We start from the raw sequence: 13,012 nt of genomic DNA on the forward strand, positions 1-13,012 counted from the left end.
CCGCGGCCTCGGCGCCGCGGACCGATCTTCATAAGGCTTCCGGGTCGTCCGGTCGCCGATGGTTGGGGTTTCCGTGGGAGCCTCTAACCGCTCGAAGGGAGCGGGACAGCTGATGACCATGATCGTTCTCGTCGCCCTAGCGGCCGGCTGCGCCTCCGCGCTGATGTTCGCCTCGATTATCTCGGGCGCGCTGATCTCGCTGTTGCTGCTGTACTTCGCCCCGCTGCCCTTGATGGTGGCGGGACTTGGCTGGGGGCCGCTTGCCGCCACCATCGGGGGCATCGGAGCGGCCACCGGTCTCGGAGCGATCTTCGGGCTGCCCTTTCTCATCGGCTTTGTCGTCATGATGGCGCTGCCGGCCTGGTGGCTCGGGCACCTCGCTCTCCTGGGGCGGCCGGTGGCCAATGCCGGACCCAATGAAGGCGCGACACCGGCCCCGCCGATCGTGGAATGGTACCCGGTCGGCCGCATCCTGCTCTGGATTGCCGGGTTTGGCACACTGTCGACCGTCGCGACCCTGTTCACGCTGGGCACCGACGCCGCCACCATCACCGAGGCGTTGCGGGCGGGCCTGCTGCGGGTCCTCGGCCCACGCGTCGCGACCGGTGACGACGTCCAGCAGCGGATCGATGCCGCGGTCATGATCCTGCCGGCCGCCGCGGCCAACAGCGCCATGACCATGCTGATGCTCAACTTCTGGCTGGCTGCGCGGATCACGGCAACATCGGGACGATTGCGTCGTTCGTGGCCCGACCTGAAGAGCACCGAGCTGCCGCCGATGACGCTCGCGGCATTGTCGGCCGCGATCGCGTTCTGCTTTTCCGGCGGACTGCTCGGGATGGTGGCGCTGAGCATCACGGCGGCGCTGCTGATGACTTACGCACTGATCGGCTTTGCCGTGCTGCACACGCTGACGACGGGATTGAAGGGCCGCGGGCTCTGGCTGGCCTGCAGCTACGCCATGGTGCTGATGTCTGGCGGCTGGTTCATCCTGGTGATGACCGCACTCGGTATCGGCGACGCCATTTTCGGATTTCGCCGGCGCTATCTGCAGCGTCGGCCGCCGCCTGTCCCCGTGTCCTGAATTCTTACCCTCAACTCAAACCTCACCACATCAAAGGAGAACCACCATGGAAGTCATTTTGCTGGAGCGCGTCGCCAAGCTGGGCCAAATGGGCGAAGTCGTCCGCGTCAGGGACGGCTATGCCCGCAATTTCCTCTTGAAGCGCAACAAGGCGCTCCGCGCCACCGCCGACAACCGCGCCAAGTTCGACGGCATGAAGGCCGAACTCGAAGTCCGTAACCTGCAGGCCAAGGGCGAGGCCACCAAGGTCGCCGAAAAGATCGACGGCCGCAACGTCGTGGTGCTGCGCCAGGCTTCGGAGACCGGCCAGTTGTTCGGATCGGTCACGGTCCGCGACATCATCGCCTCGTTCGAGGCGGACGGCGTCACCATCAGCCGCAGCCAGGTAATGCTGGATGCGCCGATCAAGACGATCGGCAAGCACAACATCGCCATCGCCGTGCATCCGGAAGTCGAAGTCGCCGTCAGCGTGACGGTCGCGCGCAGCGCCGACGAGGCCGAGCGTATCAACCGCGGCGAAGACATCTCGACTCGCCAGGAAGATCAGGACGCGGCCGCCGAAGCGCTCGCCGCCGCCGGCGAATTCTTCGATCCGGAAGCACGCCGCGACGACGAGCCGCAGGAAGAAGCCGCTTCCGACAAGTAACTCGGTCGCTCTCCTTACATCAAACTACACCAAGCCCGGCCTCAGGCGGCCGGGCTTTGGATTCTGGCCGTCACTTCTCCCGGCAGCATCGCGATCGACGCCAGCGCCGTCGCCGTATGTTTCTCGATGCCGTCGATGACGCAAAACACATCGGCGGCCACCACCGCGACCTGCCGTCCGGGCTTGATCACGCGGGCGCGGCAGATCAGGCGCTCGCCGGATGCCGGCGACAGCAGATTCAATTTGTATTCCGCCGTCAGCGCCGGCTGGCCGCGCGATGTCGCCGCCGCGATGGTGGTCGCGTTGTCGACCAGGAAGGCGGTGACGCCGCCATGAAACAGGCCATGCTGCTGCAACAGCTCCGGCCGCCGGTCGACCGCGAGCGTGCAAGATCCGCGCGCCAACTCGGAGAGTTCGGCGCCGACATGGCCCATAAAACCCTGGCGGCCGACGCTGTCGCGGATTCGCTCGGCGATTGGCGCGAAGTCCGGATCGGGCTTGACGTCGGGATCCTGCGTCCTGGCTTGCTCAGTCAAGGTGTGCCTCCGGTGTCTGCAACGGATTGCGGCGCCACCAGCGCGCGAATCGCGCAGGCGATCAGGATGTCGGCCTGAAGCCTCGGGTCGGAGCGGTCGCGGCCCGACAGCCAGGCGCGGCAGAAGATCTGCGCCGGTCCGATGATCTGGCTGAAGAACAGCACCGGCGTCATCGGCAGCAATTCGCCGCTGACGATCAGCGGCGCGCGCCAGCGCTCGACGCCCTCGCCGAGGCGCGAATTCTGCGCCCGCTGCGCGTCCCTGACCTCCTCGCTCCATTCGCTGCGGGAGATCTCGAACAGATAGCGCGCCTCGCGCCGGTTATTCACCACCCAATCCAGATGCGCGCGGATCAGGCGATCGATACCTTCCCGCGCGCCGCAGGGCGTATCGATCGCCGCCAGCACCGCGGCGTGATAACGCTGCAGCACTTCCAGAAACAGCGCGCCCGCCAGCTTTTTCTTCGATCCGAAGAAATGAAAGAAGCTGCCATTGGAGGCCCGAGCGCGGGCGCGAATGGCCGCCACCGTCGCGCCCTCGAAACCGTCACGGTCGAACACCGCCAATCCCGCCGCCATCAGATCCTCGCGCGCGCCAGCGACCACGATCACACCCTCGAACGAGTAGAGCAATACTCTAGAGTAATACTCTAGAGCAACACCCTATGAATGATCAAGTCCGGCCGCTGGCCGAGAGCGCCCTGTCACGAAAATCTATCGGGAGATCGGAGGTGCAGGCGGTCCCGCGGGGGGGACCGGTGGCAAGGGCGGGCCGGAAGCCGTCAGGGCCGGAGGCGGAGCTGGCAGCATCATCAGCGGGGGCTCGGGGGCGGATGACGGTTCCGAGGAGCCGCTGGAGACAGCAGCCGACATCGATGGCGGCGCTGGCGTGACCGGCGGAACCGGATCCGGCCGCAGCGCGGGCGTTTCGACGGTCTCCTTGGGTGGAGCGATCGCAGCCGATTGAGACGCAGCCTCACCGGACGGTCGGGCGGCATCGTCCTTGCCGGCTTCCTTGCCTGTTTCCTTGGAAGTTTCCTTGGCGGTTTCCTTGGCGGTTTCCTTGCCGGCTTCGCCCTTCGGCGCGTCGTCTTTGGCCGGCTCGTCCCTGGACGGCTCTTCCTTGCCCCGCTTGCTCAGCTTCTGCTTGGCGGCCGCTTTGCGGCCCTCTGGGTCGGAAGCGCCGCTCTCCTGTCTGGCGGCCTGTTGCGGCTCAGCGTCGGGCCTGGCGGCCTCCTGCGTCGGCCCCGGGCGCCTCGGGTCCTTCGCCTGCTGCTTGGCACCGCGGGTATCGGTTGCGCCGTTGGCGATCAGGAAGGCGCTGAGCTGCGAGGCCATTTCGCTGGAGGTGGTATAATGCTGGCGTAGGAAACCCGGCAGGGATCCGGGCGACATGCTCCTCACGAGCCCGCGAGGCGCCTTGTGGCAGGCGGTGCAGGTGCCCGAGAAAATCTGGGAGGGGCTCTTGCCGGCATCCAGATTTTGCGCCCGCACCGGGATCGCCGCGAGACAGCCGATCAGAAGCGTCACCGTCGCCAGACTGAGCGCTCGGCTCACCATTCTCAAAGTTCTCCAGATGCGGAATTGGCTTTCAGCGTCCCAAATCAGGGGCCGGTGGCGGCGGTCACCTTTTAGCCGATTATGACGCGAATGGAAGCGCACATATAACGCAATGGCGTGAACGCGAAAACTCCGAAAATCCGCTTTCTGTACAATGCTCTAGCACCATGGCGCCAACACCGTTATGATTGGGAAGCGGTGCGCCGGGATTGTTCGATCCCCGCTTGCGCCGGCTGTGATGGCCGCTACGCCATCCTCGTTGGGATCGCTCAGTGTGGTGGTTTCGATGGACCGTTTGTTGCGTTACTTCCTGCAGCAGTTCATTCGCCGCGGCGCGATGACCTTTACGACCGCGAGTGGAGCGGAATTCAGCTGCGGCGACGGGACCGGGCAGCGGGTGATGGCCCGATTCCTGACCACCGATGCCGAACGCCGGGTCCTCCTCAACCCCGAGCTTGCGCTCGGCGAAGTCTACATGGACGGAACTTTCGTCGTCGAGAACGGCTCGATCGCGGATGCGCTGGCGATCCTGATGGATCAGCCAGAGATCTTGCCGCGCTGGGCCCGGCTGCAATGGTTCCTGCGTTACCTGGTCAGGCATGCCAAACAGTTCAATCCGCGGCGCCGGTCCCTGAACAACGTCGCGCACCATTACGACCTCGACGGCCGGCTCTATTCCCTCTTCCTCGATGCCGACAAGCAATACAGCTGCGGCTATTTCGAAACGCCCGACGCGACGCTCGACGAAGCCCAGCTCGCCAAGAAGCGCCATCTCGCCGCCAAGCTGTTGATCCGGCCCGACGACCGCGTGCTCGACATCGGCTCCGGCTGGGGTGGCCTCGGCCTCTATCTGGCGGAAATGACCGGCGCCAGTGTCACCGGCGTCACGCTGTCGAGCGAGCAATTGCAGGTCTCGAATGCCCGCGCGGCGGAGAAGAACCTGACGACATCGGCCAGGTTTTTCCTCGAGGATTATCGCGACATCGCCGGCCCCTTCGAGCGCATCGTGTCGGTCGGCATGTTCGAACATGTCGGCGTCGATTTCTACGAGATCTATTTCAGGCGGTGCGCCGAGCTGCTCACGGACGACGGCGTGATGGTGCTGCATTCGATCGGCCGCTCGGAAGGTCCCGACGTCACCAATCCCTGGATCACCAAGTACATTTTCCCCGGCGGCTACATACCGGCGCTTTCCGAGGTGACACGCGCGATCGAGCGCGCCGGACTACTGGTGTGCGATATCGAAATCCTGAGGCTGCATTATGCGGAAACGCTGAAGGCGTGGCGCGAACGCTTCCTGGCGCGGCGGGAGGAAGCGGTGCGGCTCTATGATGAGCGCTTCGCGCGGATGTGGGAATTTTACCTGGCGTGCTCGGAAATGTCGTTCCGCAAACAAAACATGATGAACTTCCAGATCCAGCTCAGCAAACGCCAAGGCGTCGTGCCGACGACCCGGGATTACATCGGCGAAGCGGAAGCCCGGCTTCGCGGGGTCGAGCGTGGCCAGCGGCCACGGCTGCAGATCGCCGGCGAATAGGCCGGCGCGATCCGCTCCTAATGGCGCAGGCCGAATCCCTGACGGGCATGAAGTGCCGCCGGACGCGAAAGCTGTGCGCGCACGGCAGCGACGACCGACCGGTCGCAAGGCTGGCTGTGCGGTTCCGGCCGGGAAACGTCTTCCATGGTGGCGATCAGCATCGACAGCCACGATTTCTCGCCGCCTGCCGATCGCCATCGCTGAAGTTGCTGGGCCATGGCCTGTTCCTAATCTGCCCCGGTTACCAATCCTGCCGCCGGCGAGCCGTTCCGACCGACTACAATTTAAACAAAAATTAACCGGGTGTGATCTGGTTCACATAAGGTTCGGCCGGCTTGGCTTAAGCGTCCGGAATGGCCCAGAAAACCCACCCGTCATCGTTTGATCCGCAGGCCGACATCGGGACCGACTACGCCCTGATCGCCATCGGCGTGGGTGCCGCGGTCGGCGCGCTGATCTACCTCCTCCTGATCTGATTCAGTATAGCGGACGGAACATTGCCGCTCTTGGAATGAGTGTGCCCGCGGCGGAACAAGGTTCAGGCCGGCCGAAAATTTTCCGGATTTTCATCGCGATACGCCGCATGCCGGGGCCCGCCGCTGCGCAAAACCCGTCAAGCAGAATGCGTTGCCCCGGGTCACGATTCCTACATTCGATTGTGTGAATCGGGCATAAGGCAGGACCGCCCTTTCGCTGCGGCGTGGAGTGGCGCTCTATCCCCGCCCCGCATCCGACAAAGTCAAAGAACATTCCAAAGCCATGGCCCTCACTGATTCGAACGTCCTCAAGCTCGCGCCTGATCCGGGAACCCCGGCCTATCGCAGCGCACCGCACAATATCGAGGCCGAACAGAGCCTGCTGGGCGCGATCCTGGTCAACAACGACGCGTTCTACCGGGTTTCGGACTTTCTGGAACCCAAGCACTACTTCGAACCGATCCATCAGACCATCTACGAGACCGCCGGCAGCCTGATCCGGATGGGCAAGGTCGCCACCCCGGTGACGCTGAAGACCTTCGTCCCGGCCGAAACCGACATCGGCGGCATGACGGTCGGCCAGTACCTCGCCCGCCTCGCCGCCGAAGCCACCACCATCATCAACGCCCAGGATTACGGGCGGACGATCTATGAGCTGGCGCTGCGCCGCGACCTGATCCGGATCGGCGAGGACATGGTCAATGTCGCGTTCGACGCGCCGGTGGATTTTGCGCCCCGCGCGCAAATCGAGGACGCCGAGCGCAGACTTTACGAGCTGGCGGAATCAGGCCGCTACGACGGCGGCTTCCAGCGTTTTTCGCAGGCGCTCACCGTGGCCGTCGACATGGCGGCCAAGGCGTTCCAGCGCGACGGAAAATTGTCGGGGGTTGCCACGGGTTTGCGCGATCTCGACAACAAGATGGGCGGCCTGCAGCCATCCGACCTGATCATCGTCGCCGGCCGACCGGGCATGGGCAAGACCGCGCTTGCCACCAACATCGCCTACAACGTCGCCAAGGCGCACCGCGCCGAGGTGCAGGCCGACGGCACCATGAAATCTGTCAATGGCGGCATCGTCGGATTCTTCTCCTGCGAAATGTCGGCCGAGCAGCTCGCCACCCGTATTCTCGCCGAGCAGACCAGCATCGCCTCCAGCTCGATCCGCCGCGGCGGCATCACCGAGACCGATTTCGAGAAGATCCGCGACTATTCGATCGAATTGCAGTCGCTGCCGCTCTATGTCGACGAGACCGGCGGCCTGTCGATTTCGCAGCTCACCGCGCGTGCCCGGCGGCTGAAGCGGCAGAAGGGCCTCGACCTGATCGTGGTCGACTACATTCAGCTGCTGCAGGGCTCGGGCAAACGCGGCAATGACAACCGGGTGCAGGAGGTGACCGAAATCACCACCAGCCTGAAGGCGCTGGCGAAGGAACTGAACGTGCCGGTGATCGCGCTGTCGCAGCTGTCGCGCCAGGTCGAAAGCCGCGAAGACAAGCGCCCGCAATTGTCGGATCTGCGTGAATCCGGATCGATCGAACAGGACGCCGACGTGGTGATGTTCGTGTATCGCGAGGAGTATTATCTCGCCAACAAGGAGCCGCGCGTCGGCACGCCCGAATACGAGAAATGGCAGCTCGATATGTCGCTTGTGCACGGCAAGGCCGAAGTCATCATCGGCAAGCAGCGACACGGCCCCACCGGCATGGTCGAACTGGCGTTCGAGGGCCAGTTCACCCGGTTCAGCGACCTGGCGCAGGAAAGCCATATGCCGGCGGCACAATACTGAGACGCCTGCCCGGTTGAACCGCGGCAGGCCAGCGCGTAAAGTGCGGCATGAACATCGTCACCGACCCGAAATTTGCCCCGCCCGGCTCGATCCTCTCGGCTGAGGCGAACCAGGCTGCTGCGCTGGCGACCGCTACCGCAATCCTTACCGTCGATCTCGACGCCATCATTGCCAACTGGCGCAAGATCGAGAAGTCGGCGGTGCCGGCGGAATGCGCCGGCGTGGTCAAGGCCAATGCCTATGGCTGCGGCGCCGAACAGGTCGCGCGCGCGCTCGCCGGCGCCGGCTGCAAGACGTTTTTCGTGGCAACGCTCGACGAAGCCCGCGTGGTCCGCGCCGCGGTGCCGGCAGCGGCGATCTATGTGCTCGACGGCTTCTTCCAGAACAGCGGCGAGGCCTACGCCAGGATCGACGTCAGGCCCGTGATCGGCGATCTCAACGAACTCGCCGAATGGGATGTATTTTGCCGCCGCACCGGCTGGGCCGGCGGCGCCGCCATTCACATCGATACCGGCATGAACCGGCTCGGCCTGACGCTCGTGGAAGCCCAGGGCATCATTCCCCGGATCAACGCCGGCGATCACGGCATCACGCTGGTCATGAGCCACCTCGCTTGCGCCGAGACTCTCAATCATCCGCTGAATGCCAAACAGCTCGCGACTTTCCGCGAAATCGCCAGCCTGTTTTCCGGCGTACCGGCGTCGTTGTCGAATTCGTCCGGCTGTTTCCTCGGCGCCCCGTTCCAGTTCGATCTGGTGCGGCCGGGTTGCGCGCTCTACGGCATCAATCCGACACCCGAAGCGGATAATCCGATGCAGCCGGTGGTCGAGGTCAAGGCCCGCATCGTGCAGATCCGCAATATTGAAAAGGGAGAAAGTGTCGGCTACGGCGGAACCTGGACCGCCCGGCGGCCGACCCGGCTCGCGATCGTTTCCGCCGGCTATGCCGACGGCTATTTCCGCGCCGGCAGCAGCAATGACGGCACCCGTGGCGCCGAGGTGATCGTCGCCGGCAAGCGCTGCCCGGTGGCGGGCCGCATCTCGATGGACCTGATGGCCATCGACGTCACCGATCTCGACAAGAGCGCCGCGCGCCGCGGCCACATGGTGACGCTGATCGGCGAAGGCATCACCGTCGACGAACTGGCGCACCATTTCGGCACCATCGGCTACGAAGTGCTGACCAGCCTCGGCCCGCGTTATGCGCGCATCTACAAGGGTGGTGCGGCGACCGAACAGCCGGCGGCTGCCACGCCTGAACCGGCTCCCGTGATACCGGCCTGACATCCGGCGGGATGAAAGTCGCCACCTTCAACATCAACAATATCAACCGCCGCCTGCCGAACCTGCTGCGCTGGCTGCACCAGGCAAAGCCCGACGCCGTCGCGCTGCAGGAGCTGAAGTCCGCCGACGCCGACTTTCCGGTCGATGCGATCGGCAAGGCCGGCTACGGCGCGGTGTGGCGCGGCCAGAAAACCTGGAACGGCGTCGCCATCCTGGCGCGCAAGGCCGAGCCGGTGCTGATCCGCACCGCCCTGCCCGGCGATCCCGACGACCACGAGTCGCGCTATATCGAGGCCGCCGTCAACGGCATCGTCGTCACCAGCCTTTATCTGCCGAACGGCAATCCGCAGCCGGGGCCGAAATTCGACTACAAGCTCGACTGGTTCAGGCGGCTCAGACGGCACGCCGCGAAATTCATCAAGCAGGACATTCCTGTCGTGCTGGCAGGGGACTACAACGTCGCGCCCACGCCGCTCGATATCTACCCGACCAGATCCTGGGACAAGGACGCGCTGATCCAGCCGACGAGCCGCGCCGCGTTCGGGCAATTGGTGGCACAGGGCTGGTGCGACGCGATCCGCGAGCTGCATCCGGAAAAACCGATGTTCACCTTCTGGGACTACAAGCGAAACCGCTGGCCGCGCGATGCGGGCCTCAGGCTCGATCACCTGCTGCTCAGCCCGGCGCTGGCGCCACGTCTGATCAAGGCCGGCGTCGACCGCAAGCTGCGCGGCGAGGAAGGCGCCAGCGACCACGCGCCGGCGTGGATCGTGCTGCGCTAGTGCACGATGAGATTGCTGGAGCTGCAACGGAATTCACCTCTCCCCTCGGGAGAGGTAAGCAGAATGATTGAACACAAAACGACCGCTGATTGCAGTTTAGGCATCCGCTGACAAATTGGGCGGCCGTCACCGCAAGGCGGCGCTGCCACAGCAGAAACACACATAACGAGGCATGGCACGGCGCTTGCTCTTCGCGTTCCCGACAGGACCGAACGGAGGCATTCATGCGACGTCGAGAATTCACCAAACTGGCCTTGGCGGGTGCCGCCGGTACCATTGCAGCGCCAGCCATCGCCAGGGCGGCCGAAACATTCAACTGGCGGATGACCAGCTTCTACGGACCCAACGCCTATTTCTATTCGACCGGCCCCGGCAGCGCCAAGGATCTCGCCAAGCGCATCGAAGAGATGTCGAACGGGCGTATCAAGATTCAGTTCTATGGCGCCGGCGAGCTCATCCCCGCCAATGCCGGCTTCGACGCCGTTTCGTCAGGCACTGTCGAAATGAATTACGCCAACTCCTATTTCTGGACCGGCAAGAGCTTCGCCGCCCAGTATTTCACCGCCGTTCCGTTCGGCCTCAACTATGTCGGCTTCAACGGCTGGCTTTACGACGGCGGCGGAATCGAGCTGTGGCGCGAAGTCTACGACAAGTTCAACCTGGTGCCGTTCGCCTGCGGCAACGCCGGCGTGCAGATGACCGGATGGTTTCGCAAGCCGATCGAGAAGCCGGAAGACCTCAAGGGCCTGAAGATGCGCATCCCGGGACTCGCCGGGCGCGTCTACAAGGAACTTGGCGTCAACGCCATGCTGCTGGCTCCCGGCGACATCTTCCCCGCGCTCGAACGCGGCGTGATCGACGCCGCCGAATTCGTCGGCCCCTATCTCGACCGGCAGCTCGGACTGCACAAGGTCGCCAAATATTACTACACCACCGGCTGGCACGAGATGGCGACCACCAGCGAACTCGTCCTCAACAAGGCCGCCTGGGCGAAACTGCCGCCCGACCTCCAGGCCATCGTCGAGAACGCCTGCATGGCCTGCAACACACGCGGCGAAGCCTGGCTGCAGAAGGTCAACGCCGAAGCCATGCACGACCTGATCAAGAACCATGGCGTACAGGCGCAGCCATTGCCCGATTCCGTGATCGAGGCCCTGCGCGCCGCCAACACCAGGATACTGGATGAAGCGGTCGCAAAGGATCCGGTCACCAGGAAAGTCCACGACTCCTACATGGCCTATCTGGCCACCTACAAGCAGTGGGCGAAATACAGCGAAAAGCCCTATTACGACACGATCCTCGGGATCTGATCGGAGTGCTCGCAGCAAAAATTTCCGACGGAATCGACTGGTTCATCGACTGGATCGGACGAACCATTTCCTGGCTCGCGCTTGCGGTCGCCGTGGTGATGGGCACCAACGTGTTCCTGCGCTACGGTTTCTCGATCGGTGAAATCTGGGCGCAGGAACTCGAGTGGCACCTGCTGGTGCAGCTCACCCTGATCGGCATGTCCTACGCGCTCCGGCACGGCGAACATGTCCGGGTCGACGTGCTGTTCTCGCAATTTTCCGACCGCAACCGGCATCTGGTCGACATCATCTCGGCCGTCATGGCGATGCTGTTTTCGCTGTTCGTGATGTGGCTGTCGATCGGCTTTGTTGGGCAATCCTGGTCGATCGGCGAAGGCTCATCCAATCCCGGCGGCATCGGCGCCCTCTATCTGATGAAGGCGATGGTCCCGCTCGGCTTCGCCCTGCTGTTTCTGCAGGCGCTGTCGCAGGGCCTTCGTTCGGGCATCGCGCTCGGAGCCGTCCGATGAGCCTCGAGGTCATCGCCAGCCTGATGCTGGTGGCCTTTTTCGTCCTGCTGCTGCTGGGCATTCCGGTCGGCTTGACGCTGGCGACCACCGGCGTCGTGTTCGGCTATATCGGCTTCGGCTTGCCGCTGTTCAACCTGCTGCCACATCGCATTTTCGGCGTGGTGACGAATTCCACCCTGCTCGCGATCCCGCTGTTCGTGTTCATGGGCGTGATGCTGGAAAAATCCAGGCTCGCCGAGGATCTGATGGACGTGGTCGGCCTCGCCGCCGGCCGGCTGCGCGGCGGTCTCGGCATCGGAATCGTGCTGGTCGGCGTCCTGATGGGTGCCACCACCGGCATCGTCGGCGCGACGGTGGTCACGCTCGGCCTGCTGACGCTGCCCGGCATGTTGCGGCGCGGCTACGACCCGGCGGTCGCCTGCGGCGTCATCTGCGCTTCGGGAACGCTCGGGCAGATCATCCCGCCGAGCCTCATTCTCATCCTGCTTGCCGATATCACCAACCAGTCGGTCGGCACGCTGTTTGCGGCGGCGATGCTGCCGGGATTGATGCTGTCGGCGTTCTACGTGCTGTACCTGCTGTGTCTCGGCATCTGGCGGCCGCAACTGGTACCCGCGGTGCCGCAGGAGGAACGCGCGCTCGTCAGCACGGCTCAATTGGCCGGCAAGATCGTCCGGGTCGTGGCGCCGCCGATCGGACTGGTCTTTGCAGTGCTCGGCTCGATCATCGCCGGCATTGCGGCCCCCTCGGAAGCCGCAGCCATGGGCGCACTCGGCTCGATCGCCGTGGCGGCGATCGGACGCCGGCTCTCGGTCCAGGTCTTGCGCGAGACCTGCCAGGCAACCACGCGGATTTCCGCCATGGTGCTGTTCATCCTGATCTGCGCGCAGGCTTTCTCGCTGGCGTTCCGCGGGCTGCAGGGCGAAGCGCTGGTTCAGGATGCCTTCAAACTGCTGCCCGGCGGTATCAATGCCAGCATCTGGTTCCTGATGCTGCTGATCTTCGTTCTCGGATTCTTCATCGAATGGATCGAGATTTCCTATATTGCTGTGCCGCTGTTCCTGCCGATCTTCATCAACGCCAATGTCGACCTGGTGTGGCTGGCGACATTGATCTGCGTGAATCTGCAAACGTCGTTTCTGACGCCGCCGTTCGGCTGGTCGCTGTTCTTTCTCCGTGGCGTCGCGCCTCCCGAAATATCCACCGGCGACATTTACCGCGGCATCATTCCATTCGTTGCGATGCAGATTTTTGCGCTCGTCCTTTTGTTCTTCTTCCCCGGCATCGCAACATGGTTGCCGAAGGCAATCGGATGGTGACGCCGGCCGAGGGGCGTTGGCGATGATTGCCGGATAAATCGCGCCCGGCTCGACCGACTGTGGGGAGATTTTCCGCCGGGTAGTCACACCAGGCCTTTTCCGCTCTAATGCCTCGGTGGCGCACGCATCAATACAGTCCGCCAACGCATTTTCATTAGGGAGAACGCCATGGCGATCTACGAGCT

At 64.0% G+C, this 13,012-nt stretch carries 14 protein-coding genes; 10 read left to right on the forward strand and 4 right to left on the reverse strand.

From position 1 onward, the window contains the following. The first annotated feature begins 112 nt into the window (after nucleotides 1-112). Both Q8R73_RS24230 and rplI read left to right on the forward strand, forming a co-directional pair. Entirely contained in the window at nucleotides 113-1,084 is a 972-nt protein-coding gene (locus Q8R73_RS24230) for a DUF2232 domain-containing protein (RefSeq protein WP_305722066.1), read from the forward strand. 46 nt (nucleotides 1,085-1,130) lie between these two features. Then, entirely contained in the window at nucleotides 1,131-1,730 is a 600-nt protein-coding gene (gene rplI / locus Q8R73_RS24235) for a 50S ribosomal protein L9 (RefSeq protein ID WP_305722067.1), read from the forward strand. A 41-nt stretch (nucleotides 1,731-1,771) separates the two neighbouring features. Here the strand turns inward: rplI and Q8R73_RS24240 are convergent, their stop codons facing one another. The 3 genes from Q8R73_RS24240 to Q8R73_RS24250 all read right to left on the reverse strand — a co-directional run bounded on the left by Q8R73_RS24240 (nucleotide 1,772) and on the right by Q8R73_RS24250 (nucleotide 3,825). Beyond that, nucleotides 1,772-2,266, reverse strand: coding sequence for a PaaI family thioesterase (locus Q8R73_RS24240; protein WP_305722068.1), 495 nt, complete (start codon nucleotides 2,264-2,266; stop codon nucleotides 1,772-1,774). After that, nucleotides 2,263-2,844 (reverse strand): TetR/AcrR family transcriptional regulator, encoded by a 582-nt coding sequence (locus tag Q8R73_RS24245; RefSeq protein WP_305722084.1) that lies wholly within the window; start codon nucleotides 2,842-2,844, stop codon nucleotides 2,263-2,265. Before Q8R73_RS24245 ends, Q8R73_RS24240 begins: the two co-directional genes overlap by 4 nt. A 135-nt stretch (nucleotides 2,845-2,979) precedes the next feature. Next, a complete protein-coding gene (locus Q8R73_RS24250; protein ID WP_305722069.1) occupies nucleotides 2,980-3,825 on the reverse strand; it encodes a hypothetical protein in 846 nt (281 codons plus the stop codon). A 286-nt stretch (nucleotides 3,826-4,111) separates the two neighbouring features. Between Q8R73_RS24250 and Q8R73_RS24255 the strand changes: the two genes are divergently transcribed. Then, nucleotides 4,112-5,362, forward strand: coding sequence for a cyclopropane-fatty-acyl-phospholipid synthase family protein (locus Q8R73_RS24255; protein ID WP_305722070.1), 1,251 nt, complete (start codon nucleotides 4,112-4,114; stop codon nucleotides 5,360-5,362). Nucleotides 5,363-5,379: 17 nt separating this feature from the next. On the opposite strand, the gene Q8R73_RS24260 is transcribed toward Q8R73_RS24255, so the two are convergent. Then, on the reverse strand, nucleotides 5,380-5,580 hold the full coding sequence (locus Q8R73_RS24260) for a transcriptional regulator (RefSeq protein WP_305722071.1): 201 nt from the start codon (nucleotides 5,578-5,580) through the stop codon (nucleotides 5,380-5,382). 135 nt (nucleotides 5,581-5,715) lie between these two features. Between Q8R73_RS24260 and Q8R73_RS24265 the strand changes: the two genes are divergently transcribed. From Q8R73_RS24265 to Q8R73_RS24295, 7 genes are all read left to right on the forward strand, one after another. Further along, nucleotides 5,716-5,838, forward strand: a complete 123-nt coding sequence (locus tag Q8R73_RS24265) for a hypothetical protein (protein ID WP_305722072.1) — start codon at nucleotides 5,716-5,718, stop codon at nucleotides 5,836-5,838. Between the two features lie 283 nt (nucleotides 5,839-6,121). Continuing rightward, complete coding sequence (locus Q8R73_RS24270; RefSeq protein WP_305722073.1) at nucleotides 6,122-7,624, forward strand: replicative DNA helicase; 1,503 nt, start codon at nucleotides 6,122-6,124, stop codon at nucleotides 7,622-7,624. A gap of 47 nt (nucleotides 7,625-7,671) precedes the next feature. Further along, nucleotides 7,672-8,907, forward strand: coding sequence for an alanine racemase (gene alr, locus Q8R73_RS24275; RefSeq protein WP_305722074.1), 1,236 nt, complete (start codon nucleotides 7,672-7,674; stop codon nucleotides 8,905-8,907). Between the two features lie 11 nt (nucleotides 8,908-8,918). Next, a complete protein-coding gene (locus tag Q8R73_RS24280) occupies nucleotides 8,919-9,689 on the forward strand; it encodes an exodeoxyribonuclease III (protein WP_305722075.1) in 771 nt (256 codons plus the stop codon). Between the two features lie 224 nt (nucleotides 9,690-9,913). After that, nucleotides 9,914-10,999: a TRAP transporter substrate-binding protein gene (locus tag Q8R73_RS24285; RefSeq protein WP_305722076.1), complete on the forward strand. Its 1,086-nt coding sequence runs from the start codon at nucleotides 9,914-9,916 to the stop codon at nucleotides 10,997-10,999. Between the two features lie 5 nt (nucleotides 11,000-11,004). Beyond that, nucleotides 11,005-11,508, forward strand: coding sequence for a TRAP transporter small permease subunit (locus Q8R73_RS24290; protein ID WP_305722077.1), 504 nt, complete (start codon nucleotides 11,005-11,007; stop codon nucleotides 11,506-11,508). Beyond that, nucleotides 11,505-12,827, forward strand: a complete 1,323-nt coding sequence (locus Q8R73_RS24295) for a TRAP transporter large permease subunit (RefSeq protein ID WP_305722078.1) — start codon at nucleotides 11,505-11,507, stop codon at nucleotides 12,825-12,827. Before Q8R73_RS24290 ends, Q8R73_RS24295 begins: the two co-directional genes overlap by 4 nt. Nucleotides 12,828-13,012 lie beyond the last annotated feature (185 nt).

Origin of the sequence: Bradyrhizobium sp. (assembly GCF_030697065.1) — a bacterium.
Lineage (GTDB): Bacteria > Pseudomonadota > Alphaproteobacteria > Rhizobiales > Xanthobacteraceae > Bradyrhizobium.